A 15,872-nucleotide genomic window follows, 5' to 3' on the forward strand; every position below is an offset into this window, starting at 1 on the left:
GAATAAAATACATACCCAATTTTATGAAGACACTTATTCAGAAAATTCATGTAGAAGAGCATTACTCCTTTGCTTGCCGGACTTACAAAACACCCGATTTTGAAACGGCCTGGCATAAGCATCTGGAATGTGAATTAATTCTGATCACAGAAGGAAATGGTACTGCACTGATAGGTGATTACATTGGAGAATATAAACAAGGAGATATATTTTTACTCAATACGAACGTACCACACTGGTTTAGAAAATCACAGAAAAATATAACCGGCAGTGCAATTGTCATTCATTTTCTGAGAGATTTTTTGGGTGAAGCATTTTTGGCTCTCCCTGAGATGAAAAATATAGCCGCTTTATTAGAAAATAAAAACACGGGTATCCAGTTGCAAGGATATTTATCCGATGACATTACTATTTTGATCAGGCAACTGGAACATGCCCAAGGACTTGAACGTATACAGCTGTTATTGAACTGCATGCAAAGGATTAGTATTTCAGCAGATCAAAAGGTTGTTACAACGGCCTTTGACACGATGAATAGCGGTGAAGAAAATTCAGTTATTGAAACCATTATAGATTACTCCTTTAAGCATTTCCTTAACCCAATTTCTTTAAAAGAAGTAGCAGGAATTACCCGTATGTCGATTCCCGCATTTTGCCGTTTCTTTAAACGGAACATTAAGAAAAGCTATTTCGATTTTATCAAAGAAATCAGGATCGGTCATGCTTGTAAACTACTGAGAGAAACGAACAGACCAGTTTTTTGGATATTTGTTATGATAGTGGTTATAACAGCTGGGCACACTTTAGCAAACAATTTAAAATTGTAACTAAAATATCTCCTTCACAATATAGACGACAGCATACAAAAATATAGGGCACCATAATGTGGTTATTACTATTTAACGAATAGCTGAGTTTGATAGAAAAATATCATTTATCCTTCAAAATACTTTATTCTCAATCTTGAGTATTATAACGGCATTTATATCTTTATCGAATCGAATCGCCATATAATATATGATAAGAAATATTCAGTATAGTTAAATAAGCGATTCTTTTATTGAAGCTTGTGGCTATAAAAGAGCAGTTGATAAAATTTTCAAATGCAAAAGCCTCACATTTCCGTGAGGCTTTTGAAACATTTCCAGAATAAATGAATTATTCATACTTCAATGCGTCAACTGCATTTGCCCTGGCTACTTTAAAACTTTGCAGGCTTACTGTTAGCAAAGCGATCCCCAAAGACATTACTGCAGCAATAATAAAAGGTCCCGCAGCTATTGAAATCTTATAATCATAACTTTTTAACCAGTTATTTGCGAAAATAAAAGCTATTGGGAATGCAATTACGTTAGAGATAATAACCAGTTTAATAAAATCCTTGTTCAGCAGGATCAGAATACTGCTCAAATCTGCCCCCAGAACCTTTCTGATACTGATTTCCTTTTTACGCTGTTCGGCCATATACAATGCCAGCCCTAATAAACCTAAGCAGGAAATAAAAGATGGCAAACCCGCCAAAGAAGTTAGATAATACACTTAAAAGCTGCTCACTTTTCAATTTAGCCTTTAGATCCTGGGCAACAAAGCTTAATTCGGATGGATATGCAGGATTAAGTTGCTTACTGATTTGTTTTATTTTACTTATAGCCCCACTTAAATTCTCATCCGGATTGATTCTCAAGATCAAAACATTACTTTTCTTCACATTGTAAAAGAAGAATGTAGGAAGAGTTTTTCCTCCAATGTTTTCATTTGAATAATTTTTAACGACACCTACAATAGTTAAAGGTGGATTATCCCCCCAATGAATAATTGTTCCTACAGGAGACTTCAGCTCCATAGTTTTTGCCAGTGCCTCGTTAATCAATATAGAAGTAGCCGTATCAGCAACAAACTTAGGAGATAAATCCCTGCCTTCAACTATTTGTGCTCCAATAGTGGAGCTAAAATCATAACCAATACTTCTGTAATCGATTACTGAGTTATCATTATCAGGTTTCCCTGGCCAGCTCAAATTACCTGTAATAGATCCTTCTGAGGTAAAGGATTGTGCAAATTCTGTTGCAGAAATTACAGCACCGGATTTCTTCAGTTCAGCTTTGAAAAGCTCCAGTTTTTCTGGTTTGCGCCACTCTCCTTCCAGATTCATCTCAACCAGATTACTCTGAGAAAAACCCAATGGCTTATTTTTCATATATTGAATTTGCGAGTAAATAATTATGGCACAAATAATCATGCAAATGGAGAGACTGAACTGCAATACGACTAAGATCTTACGTACAGGTAACGAAGACCTTCCAATCCCTGTCAAACCTTTTAAAACCTTTATTGGGGTAAATGATGATAAATAAAATGCAGGATAACTTCCTGCGAGAACGCCGGTTAATATAACCAGTACGCATAGTGTAAGCCAGAAAGGATAAGAGTTATAACCGATATGCATAGAAATGTCCAGCAAATTATTAAAATACGGCAAACTTAGTTCAAGAAGTCCAAAAGCGACGACAATTACAGCAATTATAGAAAATAACATAGACTCTATAATGAACTGCCCCATTAAACTCGTTCTGGTTGAGCCTAATGCTTTTCTAACTCCTACTTCTCTTGCACGTTTCTCTGAACGGGCAGTAGACAGATTCATGTAATTGATACTCGCAATTAGCAATACACAAAAAGCCAGAAACGCAAATAATCTTACCTGGTCAATTCTCCCTCCTGATGGTTTACCATTTACAAAGTCATTGTAAAGATGATACTTAGTATATGGAAGTAAAAAGGCTTCAAGCTGTGTGTTTTTGTCATTCGCTTTGATCATCCTTCGCAGTCCTGCATCAACAGCCTCAAACTGATTTTTATCTTTCAGCTTAAAAAATGTTGCACAAGTAATAGATCCCCAGCTATTGTTTTTACTTTCAGGATGTTCCTGTTCAAAAAAAGACCAGCTTAATAAAGCATCAAACTGATTACTCTGATTTTTAGGTAAGTCTTCAATTACTGCATTTTTGAGAAATTTCCTGTTATCATATTCTATACTTTGCCCTATTGGATTTTGATTACCAAATAACTTTCGGGCAGTCGATTCCGTAATTAATACTGAATTAGGTGTACCCAATGCAGAGGCTTTATTACCATAGATAAACTTATACTCAAAGATCTGAAGAAAAGAAGGGTCTACTTGAGCAGCCTTCAGTTTATAATGTTCCTGATCACGACTAAATAATTTGTCATCATTAAATCCCAAAACCATCCGGCTAACCTGTTCTACACCCGGCAAGATCTCAGAAGCAGCAGCAGCTAACCGGTCAGGTGTAGCAATAGTAGTTGCCAGCTTTCCATTGATATCAATATTTAACCGCGAAATGAAAATACGATCGATATTTTTAAATTGTTTATCATAGCCCCATTCATAACTTACATAGAGTAGTAACAATAAACAACAAGCCATACCTATGGCCAGACCACCTATATTCATAAGTGAAAAACCTTTGTTCTTTTTTTAAGATTACGTAAGGCGATTTTTAGATTAATGAAAAAAACATAATAAAGCGAATTTATCCATTGAAGTCTAATTGTATGCCAATTCAAAAACATTAAATAAAAAGGGTTAAATGATAAATTAAGTAGGTATTACAATCTATCATGTTCATTATCGGACAATTTATGTTCACAACCGAACGCTTGCTTATTGTTATAAATATCAAAAAACTCACCTTTAAACTTACTATAAGCTTATACTACTTATTTCGGGTCAACGCACAAGTTTGACATAGACATTCTGAATGACAGAGACAATGACGGTCATTTTATCTATGAACCACTTCCCGAAACTTTGGGAAAGACAAAATATAACAACATTAGTTTTGGACTCGGAATTACTGCGTCTATCTGGTAAACAAACATTCCAACACGATCCATTGCTTACGGGAGATCTTCCTCTTCAGAGGCACCTTCCGAACTGTTTTCCAACTGTTTACACTTTTCATCATATTGACGTTTCAAAAATCTCATAATAAAAATGGGATAGCCAGTAAAAACACCCGGCTAATGCTGTGATAGGGCAATAATAATCCCAACAGGAAAACACCAATGAAAGTAGCAGGGACTGTCAATGCTCTTTTTTGCTGGTAGCGTACAAACATGACACTTTCCAGGCCTTCACTCAGCTGATGCTTGGCGTTAGCGATATATCCCCATAAAACAGCAATCATACCACCTGCAAATGAGACATTGAGAGTATATATAAAAAAAGGAGTAATAAAGTTCTGTCCTGTATATTCACTGTCAAGAGCAGTACTGAAAGGAAATAATACGATAGAAAGTAAAAAGAGCAGATTAAGCCAGACTAATTTCTGATTATAATTGATCAAATAGTTCATCAATTGATGATGTACAGTCCAATACAATCCTATAAAGAAAAAGCTAACGAAAAAACCAAGAAATTTCGGCATCAGTTCAAGATAAGCGTGCATGACTTCCGGATTTGTATATTCCGCAGCAGATGATGCGGCACCTTGATTTCAATAATAAGCAGCGTAATAGCAATTGCAAATACGGCATCACTGAAAAGGATAATCCGTTCAATCTGAAATATTGTTTTGGAATGAGACATCGTTAATTAATGAAAAGCTATTATGAATATAGGAAAAGAATCGGTTAAATTTGCTGAATGAGTAATGGCGTGCCTTCTAGTTCAATTTTCGACAAAATATTATCATTTATTGAGTACACTAATCAAAACATTTTTCTTACCGGAAAAGCAGGAACCGGAAAAACTACACTCCTTAAAAGAATAAAAGAAGAGAGTTCAAAAAAGATGGTGGTAGTCGCCCCTACTGGCGTCGCTGCCATGAATGCAAAGGGTACTACAATCAATTCCTTTTTTCAGTTACCAGCAGGTTCTTTTTATCCTGGTGAAATTAGTTTAGAAGATCTGCAATCGGGTATTATCTCGATTGAATCTATGGTTAATGATTTAAGTTATAACAGGGAAAAAACCGCACTATCAATGAATTGAATTAGAATTACTGATCATTGACGAAATATCGATGGTTCGTTGTGATTTAATGGATATGATTGACGCCATACTCCGTTCAGTGAAAAAAAAACAATACTCCTTTTGGTGGGGTACAGCTTTTACTTATAGGTGATCTGTATCAATTACCCCCGGTAACTAAAAGAGAGGAATGGACATTTTTAAGCAGAGTTTATGCTTCTCCTTACTTTTTCGAAGGACATGTTATCCGCAGAAACCCTCTTTTACAAATAGAACTAACCACTGTCTTTCGTCAAACTGAACCAGAATTTGTCAATATTCTGAACAGTATCAGGAATAACCAGATCAATGAAAGTGACCTGGCTTTATTAAATAAAAGATACGATCCGCAATTTGTTGCGACAGATGAATTGAGTCCTATTATTATTACTTCTCATAATGCGGAGGCAAATGCTGTCAATAAAGCGAAACTGGATGAACTTCCGGGTGAGGAACATACTTTTGTTGGAGAGACTAGCGGAGAGTTTAGAGATGCTGGTTTACAAGCAGAACAGACACTTAAATTAAAAGATGGTGCACAGGTAATGTTCATCAAAAATGATAGTGGTGATAATAGGAAATTCTACAATGGAAAGATTGGAAAAATAAAGTCTATCACAGCTGGTGAGATCTATATTTCTTTTCCTAATGAGGATGACTTGTTACTGGAAAAAACTTCGTGGCAGTCTTTTGAATATAAAACAGATCCTGAGCAGGTTATTGTGCAGCAACAAGTGGGTGAGTTTTCTCAATATCCGATAAAACTGGCCTGGGCAGTAACGATTCATAAAAGTCAGGGATTGACGTTTGACCACGCTATAATCGATGCGGGAAAATCATTTATTGCCGGACAGGTATATGTGGCTTTGAGTCGTGTCAGAACATTGAATGGGTTAATTTTGAAATCGAAGATCAGTACCGAAAGTTTAAGATCAAACACTGAGGTAATCAACTATATGAATTCTGCTAAAGAAGAAAACTGAATGATCTTCTTGTTCGTGGTCAGGAAGGATTTATTCTTCAGTTGGTACTGAACCACTTTTCATTAAACAGGTTATTGAGTGAACTGGAAGTTGTAACTTCCAAACCTGAAATTGTCAGATCAAATATTCCAGAATACTCAGTTCTATTCACTCAGCTTAGAAAATCAATTAAGAATCTGATCGATTTATCAGACCGCTTTCAGACTCAGGTAATCAATCTCCATAAGCAAACTGGTTTTAACGATCTGCCAGCACTGCAGACCAGGATAGAATCTGCAGCAGTCTACTTTACAAAAGAGATTAATCTGCAGGTATTAAACCCTGTCAATAAGAATATCCGGATCAAGCCAAAAAACAAGATTCAACAGGAACTACAGCATCTTTTCCAGAAATATAGAACAGTGATAGAACACAGAATCTCTCTTTTACAGACAGCAGAAGGTTTATTAAAGAATCCTATAAAGGCTGAAAATTATATTTCCTGGATTACTGAACATCATCATGCACGAGCGACTGTAAAGACAAAAACATCATATGGAAATCAGCAGTCAACAACACTGCAATTGTTCTGATCAGTAATAAAGAATATTTTTTTCATTTTTTTTTCAAACTATTATGTAAGGCTCGATTTTTTTTTTCTATCTTCGCACCTCCTTAAACAAAGGGAATTAATTGATTCCGTAGCTCAGCTGGTAGAGCATTACACTTTTAATGTAGTGGTCCTGGGTTCGAATCCCAGCGGGATCACAAGATTCGATATCACAAAACGTATAAACCCCTGTAAACGCTATGTTAACAGGGGTTTTGTTTTCCAAGGATATTAAAGCCGATTCGGCACATAAAATTGAGCGGTTTAAACAGCGACTACTCTTTTTAAGTCAAATAATTATTAATTATTAATGTAATTCCTAATCCTTCTGGACATCACCTTTCCAGTTATGCCATGTATGACTATATCTTCAATTTTATCTGAAGATTTTAACCAGCTAACTTCCCAAACCGAGAGATTGGTTATCAGAAATAGTTCTCTTTATGGAAGTCAAATATCCAGGGTTTTGTGCTATAGGTCCTTTTTTCAATGGAATTTTTTCTTCTTCTAAGAACTGAACAAGTTGTTCAAAAGTAAATTTAAATGGTGTATCATAGTTAATGGTTGAGGTTAACTTACCCTCTGGGCTAAAACCGTACCAGGTACCCTTCTTAAAAGTCCCATAAAACACATTAAACTCCAGTCCTTTAGTTTTTATATTTCCATTCTGATTATAAATCTTTATCAAATTAAAATAAGCACCATTAATCCTCTGCTCCAATCTATACTCTCCATAATTGTCACCAGAGAACCTGATATTATCGCCATTTTCTGCTAAAAACTGATAATCATAAACCTCTATTTCAACGGTTTTTCTATCGGCCAGCACTTTAATACCATGGCTTTTATTGGCCTTCGCCTTCAACTTGTTTAAATCAAGTTTTTCGAAATCATCTGAAACCTTTGGAAGCTGCATATTTTTGGAATTTATATTAGTATTCAATTGATGCTTTTGACCACTACAAGATAATGTTGTTCCAACTAAAAGAATAGCAACAACAAGAACTTTGATTGGGAACCGCTTATTTATTTTCTTCATGATGGTTAATTATAATGAGCTCATACTATTCATTTTCTGCTGCGCCATGTGCAACTTTCCATTGCCAATGCCATAAATTAGTTCGTTGTATATTAACCTGATGACTATAGTCCATTACATTATCTGTTTTCTGAATCTTGAAGGTGAATTTTGCTTTAGGCGCAGCCTCAACATTCACAAATGTATGAGGCAGATCCAGGGAATGTAAAAACTCATGAGCAGCAGTTTCATCATTTTTCGTTGGGAAAAGGACTACATTATCACCTGAAGAATATCCATTCAACCCCTGTACATTATTAGAAGTATCGACATAGCCACCACCATCATTAAGATAAAATGCTTTAAAATACCCATTATATCTGGAAGGGAGAAGACTGCTCAGAAATACTTCCATAGACTGAAAATTACCAGGCCGATGTGAATTTCTTGTAATTGGAGCTGTCGTATAATCATCTGCATAATATGCTGCAATTTGTCCGTTATTAATATATTTACTATCAAAATCAGGGAGCGAACTAACATCCAGCATATCAGTTGCAACTTCCGGATTAACTAATGCCTGATTCAAGAATTTCCTGAAAAGATCCTCCTGACCTGTAGTGGCGATATAAGCATTAGAAATACTTGTTTTAACAGCGACAAGGACAATCTTTTTCTTTTTTCTTTGAGCGTTAGCCCATACTTTTACTCTTCCGGCAACCGCACTGGTTTTTGTTCCATTAGTAGCAACTTTAATAGTACGTATAGTTATCACCTGATCATCTGCAAATTCCTTTTTACATTCAATAGTCACTACATCATTTAACCTCTTAATTCCTGCCCCTCTTACATTCACCTGTTTTGGCGTAATTACGAAATTTGGATTATCATCAAATTCCAGCGAATCTGCATCTTCTTCAATATCGACAATCAAACTTAAAACTGCTTGCGTATTAGAATAATTTGTAGCCCGTTCAGGAGTGCCAATCATTTTTGGAAATAAACTCAACCATGGAACAAAGTATTCTTCTTTAATAGGATTGTTATTTGCGTCTTTAATCTCAACGCCAGAACTATTTTTCTTATTTCGCCATGGAACAGTATGTTTATCATACTCTGATTTCAAAGTAAGAAATGGGCCAGAATTCAATACACTTTCACCATTATTTACACTAAAATCCGGGCCAGCAGAATTAATATCCTTATAAATATTTACAGGAGTATGGGGCGTTCTGCTATAATATTTTCCTATAATCGTTTCATACTTTACATCACCAACCATACTTGGGCTAATATCAGCTAATCTTAACCAATCAAAACCATAACCATCACCCTTCCAGCCAACCTTCGGTCTGAAATGAACAATTATTTTTGCATCTATTTGCTTAGAAGGTATGATTGGCTCTCCAAAAACGATCCCATCATTTGAATTTTCTATTATTTTTCCTGCAGCATTTGTATTAATTGTCTCAGCAAAAACAGTATAATCGTTCTTCGATACCTCACTAAGAACACCACCAGATATTTTAATAATATTTCCTTTACTCATAGTTGAGAGTGGTTATTACTTCTTTTGAAAGCATGCATCTTAGTTATGAATATGTTTATAAATAAAACTTATCAGCAAAAAGTTTGCCACTAAAATTCATAAATTAATAATTCATACTATAAAAATTAAATTCATTATATAAAAAGAAAGGTTAATGCAAAATTCGTTCCTTTTTCAGCAGAAACCACAGTTTTGCTTCATGAGACTTTATATACTATTACTTATGTATATTTTATTGAACTTGCTTTTCTCAACACAGGCGGCCTATACTGCACCGATCATTATGATGGCTCAGAATCCCCAGAATGATCGCGACCGCGTTAAGGCTGATGAAGATTTCAAGACTAATAATGTCGAGCTAAAAAAAAGATATCGAGGACCTGCATACACTTAAATAAAATCGACGTAGATAAGCTGGATAAGATCCTGGTCATACCCGAAAAAATGGATTCAAAATAGCCTGGCTGGGGCTTGCAATTTGGAATGAAGCTATATCAGTAAAAGACAATCTACTTTGTCTTAGGGCTGCCTGGTTAAAAGATCAGGGAAAACCTTACGGGCCTACCGATTCCATGGCGAAGCTTTTTGCATTGGAAGTGGCTCTATATGCACAATTATTGAGGTAGTCAAATAGCATCTATTGATGCTGGCCGTGTAGTTGAAATCAGATCATTCTGCCTACAATAAGTAATATTGTTGAGAACCTGCAAGTATTTTCCTTAAAAATTCAACACCATTTCCTAATGGATATTCCTAATTAAAAGATCTTCTTTTTTAATGACCTGTATGATTTTAAAAATTCTCTCAATGCATGATGCAACAATCCACCAGTTACGGTGACTTGTATGTGGATTATATGAAGTTAACCTGATATTATTATAAACAGTATCAATGAAAGTAATCGTTTTCACAAAATATCCTATTTTCCCTTTCTTGTTTCTTAATGCCAATACTAAGGGCTCTCCCATAGGGATTTTACCTGAATTCTCAATTAACGGCAGGGAACAATCTATTTGCAAATCATAAACCAGAATCCCGCTTCCATCAGGTATCGATCGCTTATCGCTACAAGTCATACTGTCACCCGATACAGGAAACACACCATAAAAGATGGAGTTTTTAATGCAGTTCTCAATTATTGAGACGATTTCTTTTTCCATGACGATCTCTACATTTTGGGAGATGCAAGGGTTGAAACCTACACTTTTAGATGTTTTTTTAGTCCTTTTCATACTAATAGTTTTTAAAAAACAACTATAATTTTAACGTTTTAAAAAAGGTATTATTATCATATAAAGTTCTATTTTAATACTGCAAATATCCCGATAATTACTTCTTAGAAGCACAGCGATCGATCTATATCAAATAGATGGATCTCTCCTACTCTTTTTAATAGAAACCAAAGGACAACTTTTGAACTAAATTAAGATATTTTCATAATAAATTTTGAATATGAACTCCATACAGTATTGGGAATATATGCTGAATATTTTGATTGACTACTAAATAATTCTTATATTTAAGTATAGCAATTGCAGCTAAAACGTATCGATAAAAATGGTGAGTGATTCGCTGAGTCGAAATCAAAAACCGCTTAAAATACTATCCTTGCGTCAATTTGAGCCATTCCTTAAAGCAACAATTTGTTTACTGGATTTATCCGTGCTTAACTAAATGTTTTACTTAACAGATTGAGAAATGAAAAGCAACCAAACATTAACAATAAAGGTGACCGATTTTATTCATTTTTTTTTTTAAAAAAAACTGTCGCCTGCACTTCCTTCACCTCTCCATTGACACGTACTTTGACTTTACCTGGTTTTGCAGCGGTAATTTTGTATGAAGTAACCTTTCCATTCATCCATGAACAATCGACTATAAATCCTCCACGTGCGCAAAGACCAGTAAATGCCCCTTTAACAGCCCAATCTTTTGGAATAGCCGGCAGCAAATCTATTATACTCTCATGGCTTTGCAGCAACATCTCGGTTATTGCGGCGGTTATGCCGAAGTTACCATCCAATTGAAAGGGAGGGTGATTGCAAAATAAATTAGGTAAGGTGTTATAAGTGAGTAATCCCCGGACCATAATGCCTGCACGCTCACCTTCTCCCAAACGGGCCCAAAGTGCACATCGCCACGGCCATGTCCAAGAGCGACGGCTGTCGCCAACAGTCGACTCCACCGTAAAAGGAGTATTAATGTTTGTCCCATAATTACCACTGCGGCTCCTTAAGGAAATAACTGCCGCCTTTGCTAACTCTGGTGTTTGGATCATACTAATCTGACGGCCAGGATACACTGCAAACAGATGTGACGTATGGCGATGCTGATCATTTTGGTCGTCCCGGTTCCTGCCATTCCTGCAACTGCCCCCATTTACCTATTTTATTAGGCGCTAACCGTCCTTGCATACTAACTATTTTGCTTTGATAGGCTGCGTCAATATGCAGCACTCTGGCTGCCTCCAGGTAATTCTGAAAAAGATCCCAAACTATTTGTTGATCCATCATAACCCCGTCTTCACGTGGTCCATGTTCAGGTGACCAACCATTGGGAACCACAAGTGAACCATCAGGCAATTGCTTGAGTTTGTCTTCCCAAAACTGACATATTTCTTTGAGAATAGGATAAGCTGTTTTACGCAAATAAGTGTTGTCCCGAGTGAAGTCCCAATGTTCAAATACATGACGTGCATACCATGCACTAGCCGGAATATTCCATTCCCAACCATTGCCACCAAAGATATTCTGACTTGTACGGGCCGTCCAGCCTCTTACGTTTTGGCCAAACGCTTTTCTGGTTGCAATCCTGCATGGCTCCTGTGCTGCTACAATAAAATCGATAAGCGGAGTATGACATTCTGAAAGATTAGCCGTTTCAGCAGCCCAATAATTCATTTGGATATTGATATTGTTGTGGTAATCACTTGCCCATGCCGGCTTATTACTATCATTCCACAATCCTTGCAAGTTGGCTGGCAAACCACCCGGTCTGGAGCAACTTATTAATAAATACCGGCCATATTGAAACATAGTTTTTTCAAGGTCCGGATCATTACCACCAGCTGCATATTTTTTCAGACGCTCATCCGTAGGCAAAGCAACAGTGGCTACATCGCTGCTACCAACATGAATAGCAGCACGTGCTGCTAACGATTTGAAATCCTTTAGATGTGCCGCCTTTAATTTTTCATAGTTTTTATTTTGAGCTAAAGCCAATTCTTTTTTAATACGCGGCAAGGGGTCCTCCTTTCCACGCCACCCAGCTTTATAATCCGCCAGATAGTTGGTACGGGCGTCTAAAAAAAGAGTGAGTGATCTACAATTTTCAAACACCAGGCAATCTCCTTTTTATTTTGACATTCCCCTCAGTATGCTTAAAAGTCACCGCTGCTGCATATTTTAAGCCATTAGGCATTACATCACTGAATATCAAAGATTGGTTAGTAGCGATGCTTTTTGCACCTTGTGCTGATTTTAATGAAATTTCTCCTGAAAGTGCTCCTTCTTTATCTGCTTTGAAACTAAAAACCATTACCTGATCAGGATGACTAGCAAAAGCTTCTCTATTGTAATTCACGCCGCTTTGAGTAAAACTGGTTTTGTGGATGCCCGTAAACAAGTCGAGTGACCGGGTATAATCTGCATTAGCCGATTGACCAGTAAACGAGATTAAAAGTTCTCCAAAATCCCTATAGGAACCAAAACCATGATCACCCGTTTCATACTCACCGTCCCAATTGTTATCGCCCGACCATAAGCTCTGCTCATTAAACTGAATACGTTCATGAGCAATACCTCCATAGATCATCGCTCCCATACGGCCATTACCAATTGGCAATGCATCCAGCCATTTTGATGCCCTCCTCCTTATACCAGATATTTAAACTACTATTGTTTTGGGCCATAGATAATCCACCTAAATGGAGCAAAACAACTAAAATTGGGAATATTTTTTTCAAGCTCATTAGTAAATTGGTTATAGAAATAAATTATTAATCATTTTTCTTTTCTGGAACTATAAGCACCATACGATCAGCTTTCAACTCTTTTTCAGCCATTTCATTACTTACCAACAAACACCTTGTACTGAAGCACATTAGAGCTCGCATTTAGTTTAACATCTGGTTGCCCGCCACCCAAACTAAAAAACAGCTGTCCTTCGGGCTGGTATTTCTTCCCATCATTTTTTACCAGCATTAACTGATCTGCATTAACCTCAAAACGGATTTTTTTTGAGGCTCCCTTATCCAGTTCTATTCTTTGAAACCCCTTTAAGGAACGTATAGGTGCCCTACCCTTAGCTTTTGGATAAGAAATGTATAACTCGGCAACCTCTTCTCCTTTAAATTTACCTGTATTGGTAACAATTGCTTCTACAACTAATGGTTTCCCTGATTTAAGCCTGGTTACGGCCTTCAAATTAGAATATTTAAAGCTACTGTAGCTCAGTCCATAACCAAATGGATACTGCACTTCCCCTTTGAAATAACGGTAAGTTCTATTTTCCATACTGTAATCCTTAATGTCAGGCAAATCTGCATCACTCTTATAAAAAGTAACAGGAAGCCTGCCAGCAGGATTATAATCTCCAAAAAGAACATCTGCTACCGCTGTTCCGGTACTCTGTCCGCCATACCAGGCGTTTATAATTCCAGGTATATGTTCACTTTCCCATGGCATTGCAAGGGCACTCCCCGTAAACAGTACCAGAATGACTGGTTTCCCTGTAGCCTGTAAACGTTTAAGCATTTCAGTTTGCACCGCTGGGAGTAAAATTGAAGTGCGATCCCCGCTCTTAAAACCTTTTGCATTCACAGGCATTTCTTCTCCCTCCAGTTCTGGAGAAATCCCTCCAACAAAAACGATTACATCTGATTGGCTGACTTTATCCGCCAGTGCTGGCATATCCGCTTTTTTATAACTTCCTTTTTTCATTCTCATGGTAGCATTACCATTGCCTTGCCAATATTCAAGTACAATCTTATAAGTTTTATCCTTCAGCGTCTTTAGATTAAAGTTACGATAACCTGAACTACCTCCCCATTCATTGATCACCAGCGAATCGTTCACACGTAAGCGGTAACCATCATCTCCCTCCAGACGAAAGGTGATTTCCTGGTTGGCATCAGCGTGTAGTGTTGTACTAAAACGCATGGAATAATTGGTATTGGCAACACCAGGGGCTGGCGATTGTCCTTCAGCAAGAGAAAAATCTATTCCGTGCATCACCGTGTTGTAAACTACAGATCCCTCAAGTCTGGTATTATTGTAATATTCTACCTGTATTCCAGCCCCGGATATTGACTGGTCAGGATCAGGAATAAACAAGGTATCGGTAGTAAAGCCTACACCTTCATCATATAAAACTGAGCTATTTGGACCACTTTTTTCCTTAATTGCCTCAAGAACCGAAATGTTCTTTGTAGGAAAACCATTATAATTCCCTAATTGTGCAACTTTATTATCTGCATTAGGCCCAATAACCGCAATCTGCTTTGCTGCTTTGATCAGAGGCAGCACGCCTCCTGTATTTTTCAGCAATACAATGGATTGTCTGGCCATTTTAAGCGCATGTTCCTGATGGGCCGGCGCTTCAAGTATGTGCTCAGAGATTTGTCTGTATTTCACCATTTCGGCAGGATCAAACATACCCAACCGATATCTGATGGTAAATAGACGTTCCAAAGAAATATCTATATTCTTTTCACTAATTATACCCGTTTTTACTGCATCTACAAGTGATTTGTAAACGGACATACCACATTCCACATCTGTACCGTGAAATACGGCATCTGCAGCCGCTGCAGCTTTATTTTTATGTGTTTTATGATAATTAATAAAATCATCTATTGCGCCGCAATCACTGGTAACATAACCGGTAAATTTCCACTGTCTGCGTAAAATATCGTTCATTAACAAATCACTGGCACAACAAGGCTGATCATTTATCGCATTGTAAGCACACATTACCCCAGCAACCCTGGCATTTACAATCAGTTCCTTAAAAGCGGGCAAATAAGTATCCCACAGATCATACATGCTGGGATTAATATTATCAGAATGCCTGGTAGGCTCAGGGCCGCTATGTACAGCATAATGCTTTGCGCAGGCTGCTGCCAGCAAATAATCCGGATCGTCTCCTTGCAGCCCCTTTACAAATGCTGATCCCATTTTAGCCGTTAAAAAAGGGTCTTCCCCATAAGTTTCCTGCCCTCTGCCCCATCGTGGGTCTCTGAATATATTGATATTTGGGGTCCAATAAGTAAGTCCAAGATAACGGTCCTTTGTTTTATTTTCTCTGATGGCTTTGTTGTTGATGGCCCGCCCTTCCATACCACTATATTGTGCCATTAGTTTAAGCGAGTTGATATCCCAGGTCGCTGCCATACCAATCGCCTGGGGAAAAACAGTTGTTTTATATGGCGTACGGGCTACGCCATGCAGCACCTCGTTCCACCATTCATAGGCAGGAATACCCAACCGTGGAATGGCCGGGGCAGTATTCATCATCTGTGCCACCTTCTCCTCTAGCGTTAGCCGGCCTACGAGGTCTTTTACTCTCTTTTGTACCGGTATCGTCGTATTCCACATCGGATAAGATTTAAAGTCCTGTGCTTTCAAAAACACTGGTAGTAACAGGCACACAATCTGTATGGCAATCCTTTTCATATTTTCTTTTATTGCAACAGAGCA

General features: G+C 37.3%; 15 protein-coding genes, 1 tRNA gene and 2 pseudogenes. 7 read left to right on the top strand and 11 right to left on the bottom strand.

Annotated features, from left to right (window positions below; all coding sequences use genetic code 11):
• Positions 1-23: 23 nt before the first annotated feature.
• Together ACWYN3_RS10985 and ACWYN3_RS10990 are read left to right on the top strand one after the other, a co-directional pair.
• Positions 24-317: pseudogene (locus ACWYN3_RS10985) on the top strand (AraC family ligand binding domain-containing protein); the annotation flags it as partial.
• Between the two features lie 443 nt (positions 318-760).
• A complete protein-coding gene (locus ACWYN3_RS10990) occupies positions 761-874 on the top strand; it encodes a helix-turn-helix domain-containing protein (RefSeq protein WP_456221180.1) in 114 nt (37 codons plus the stop codon).
• A gap of 284 nt (positions 875-1,158) precedes the next feature.
• Here the strand turns inward: ACWYN3_RS10990 and ACWYN3_RS10995 are convergent, their stop codons facing one another.
• The 4 genes from ACWYN3_RS10995 to ACWYN3_RS11010 all read right to left on the bottom strand — a co-directional run bounded on the left by ACWYN3_RS10995 (position 1,159) and on the right by ACWYN3_RS11010 (position 4,612).
• Positions 1,159-1,464: an ABC transporter permease gene (locus tag ACWYN3_RS10995; RefSeq protein WP_456221181.1), complete on the bottom strand. Its 306-nt coding sequence runs from the start codon at positions 1,462-1,464 to the stop codon at positions 1,159-1,161.
• Positions 1,448-3,475 (bottom strand): ABC transporter permease, encoded by a 2,028-nt coding sequence (locus ACWYN3_RS11000; RefSeq protein WP_456221182.1) that lies wholly within the window; start codon positions 3,473-3,475, stop codon positions 1,448-1,450. The genes ACWYN3_RS10995 and ACWYN3_RS11000 overlap by 17 nt, the downstream gene beginning before the upstream one ends.
• Before the next feature lie 532 nt (positions 3,476-4,007).
• A complete protein-coding gene (locus ACWYN3_RS11005; protein ID WP_456221183.1) occupies positions 4,008-4,472 on the bottom strand; it encodes a TMEM175 family protein in 465 nt (154 codons plus the stop codon).
• On the bottom strand, positions 4,451-4,612 hold the full coding sequence (locus ACWYN3_RS11010) for a TMEM175 family protein (protein ID WP_456221184.1): 162 nt from the start codon (positions 4,610-4,612) through the stop codon (positions 4,451-4,453). Before ACWYN3_RS11010 ends, ACWYN3_RS11005 begins: the two co-directional genes overlap by 22 nt.
• Positions 4,613-4,669: 57 nt before the next feature.
• Here ACWYN3_RS11010 and ACWYN3_RS11015 point away from each other — a divergent pair, with 57 nt between their 5' ends.
• From ACWYN3_RS11015 to ACWYN3_RS11030, 4 genes are all read left to right on the top strand, one after another.
• Positions 4,670-5,017, top strand: a complete 348-nt coding sequence (locus tag ACWYN3_RS11015; RefSeq protein WP_456221185.1) for an AAA family ATPase — start codon at positions 4,670-4,672, stop codon at positions 5,015-5,017.
• A gap of 389 nt (positions 5,018-5,406) precedes the next feature.
• Entirely contained in the window at positions 5,407-6,018 is a 612-nt protein-coding gene (locus ACWYN3_RS11020; RefSeq protein ID WP_456221186.1) for a hypothetical protein, read from the top strand.
• A 41-nt stretch (positions 6,019-6,059) separates the two neighbouring features.
• Positions 6,060-6,590, top strand: coding sequence for a hypothetical protein (locus tag ACWYN3_RS11025; RefSeq protein ID WP_456221187.1), 531 nt, complete (start codon positions 6,060-6,062; stop codon positions 6,588-6,590).
• 102 nt (positions 6,591-6,692) lie between these two features.
• A tRNA-Lys gene (locus tag ACWYN3_RS11030) sits at positions 6,693-6,765 on the top strand.
• 239 nt (positions 6,766-7,004) lie between these two features.
• Here the strand turns inward: ACWYN3_RS11030 and ACWYN3_RS11035 are convergent.
• On the bottom strand, positions 7,005-7,646 hold the full coding sequence (locus ACWYN3_RS11035; RefSeq protein ID WP_456221188.1) for a hypothetical protein: 642 nt from the start codon (positions 7,644-7,646) through the stop codon (positions 7,005-7,007).
• 25 nt (positions 7,647-7,671) lie between these two features.
• Complete coding sequence (locus tag ACWYN3_RS11040) at positions 7,672-9,174, bottom strand: hypothetical protein (protein WP_456221189.1); 1,503 nt, start codon at positions 9,172-9,174, stop codon at positions 7,672-7,674.
• 223 nt (positions 9,175-9,397) lie between these two features.
• On the opposite strand from ACWYN3_RS11040, the gene ACWYN3_RS11045 reads away from it, so the two are divergent.
• Positions 9,398-9,568: a DUF1003 domain-containing protein gene (locus ACWYN3_RS11045; protein WP_456221190.1), complete on the top strand. Its 171-nt coding sequence runs from the start codon at positions 9,398-9,400 to the stop codon at positions 9,566-9,568.
• A gap of 346 nt (positions 9,569-9,914) precedes the next feature.
• Here the strand turns inward: ACWYN3_RS11045 and ACWYN3_RS11050 are convergent, their stop codons facing one another.
• The 5 genes and pseudogenes from ACWYN3_RS11050 to ACWYN3_RS11070 form a co-directional block, all read right to left on the bottom strand.
• Positions 9,915-10,406, bottom strand: coding sequence for a hypothetical protein (locus tag ACWYN3_RS11050; RefSeq protein ID WP_456221191.1), 492 nt, complete (start codon positions 10,404-10,406; stop codon positions 9,915-9,917).
• Positions 10,407-10,912: 506 nt separating this feature from the next.
• A complete protein-coding gene (locus ACWYN3_RS11055; RefSeq protein ID WP_456222960.1) occupies positions 10,913-11,158 on the bottom strand; it encodes a glycoside hydrolase family 95-like protein in 246 nt (81 codons plus the stop codon).
• A 54-nt stretch (positions 11,159-11,212) separates the two neighbouring features.
• Positions 11,213-12,512, bottom strand: a pseudogene (locus ACWYN3_RS11060) (glycosyl hydrolase family 95 catalytic domain-containing protein); the annotation flags it as partial.
• Positions 12,505-13,059, bottom strand: coding sequence for a glycoside hydrolase family 95 protein (locus tag ACWYN3_RS11065; RefSeq protein ID WP_456222961.1), 555 nt, complete (start codon positions 13,057-13,059; stop codon positions 12,505-12,507). The pseudogene ACWYN3_RS11060 and the gene ACWYN3_RS11065, both read right to left, overlap by 8 nt.
• Before the next feature lie 182 nt (positions 13,060-13,241).
• A complete protein-coding gene (locus ACWYN3_RS11070) occupies positions 13,242-15,848 on the bottom strand; it encodes a glycoside hydrolase family 3 C-terminal domain-containing protein (RefSeq protein WP_456221192.1) in 2,607 nt (868 codons plus the stop codon).
• Positions 15,849-15,872: the final 24 nt, after the last annotated feature.

Source organism: Pedobacter sp. NJ-S-72 (genome assembly GCF_053890575.1).

Excerpts from the sequence above, each read along its gene's own strand:
- ACWYN3_RS10995 (WP_456221181.1), bottom strand. The coding sequence starts at position 1,464 with ATGGCCGAACAGCGTAAAAAGGAAATCAGTATCAGAAAGGTTCTGGGG.
- ACWYN3_RS11000 (WP_456221182.1), bottom strand. The coding sequence starts at position 3,475 with ATGAATATAGGTGGTCTGGCCATAGGTATGGCTTGTTGTTTATTGTTA.
- ACWYN3_RS11005 (WP_456221183.1), bottom strand. The coding sequence starts at position 4,472 with ATGCACGCTTATCTTGAACTGATGCCGAAATTTCTTGGTTTTTTCGTT.
- ACWYN3_RS11010 (WP_456221184.1), bottom strand. The coding sequence starts at position 4,612 with ATGTCTCATTCCAAAACAATATTTCAGATTGAACGGATTATCCTTTTC.
- ACWYN3_RS11015 (WP_456221185.1), top strand. The coding sequence starts at position 4,670 with ATGAGTAATGGCGTGCCTTCTAGTTCAATTTTCGACAAAATATTATCA.
- ACWYN3_RS11035 (WP_456221188.1), bottom strand. The coding sequence starts at position 7,646 with ATGAAGAAAATAAATAAGCGGTTCCCAATCAAAGTTCTTGTTGTTGCT.
- ACWYN3_RS11040 (WP_456221189.1), bottom strand. The coding sequence starts at position 9,174 with ATGAGTAAAGGAAATATTATTAAAATATCTGGTGGTGTTCTTAGTGAG.
- ACWYN3_RS11045 (WP_456221190.1), top strand. The coding sequence starts at position 9,398 with ATGTATATTTTATTGAACTTGCTTTTCTCAACACAGGCGGCCTATACT.
- ACWYN3_RS11050 (WP_456221191.1), bottom strand. The coding sequence starts at position 10,406 with ATGAAAAGGACTAAAAAAACATCTAAAAGTGTAGGTTTCAACCCTTGC.
- ACWYN3_RS11055 (WP_456222960.1), bottom strand. The coding sequence starts at position 11,158 with ATGTTGCTGCAAAGCCATGAGAGTATAATAGATTTGCTGCCGGCTATT.
- ACWYN3_RS11070 (WP_456221192.1), bottom strand. The coding sequence starts at position 15,848 with ATGAAAAGGATTGCCATACAGATTGTGTGCCTGTTACTACCAGTGTTT.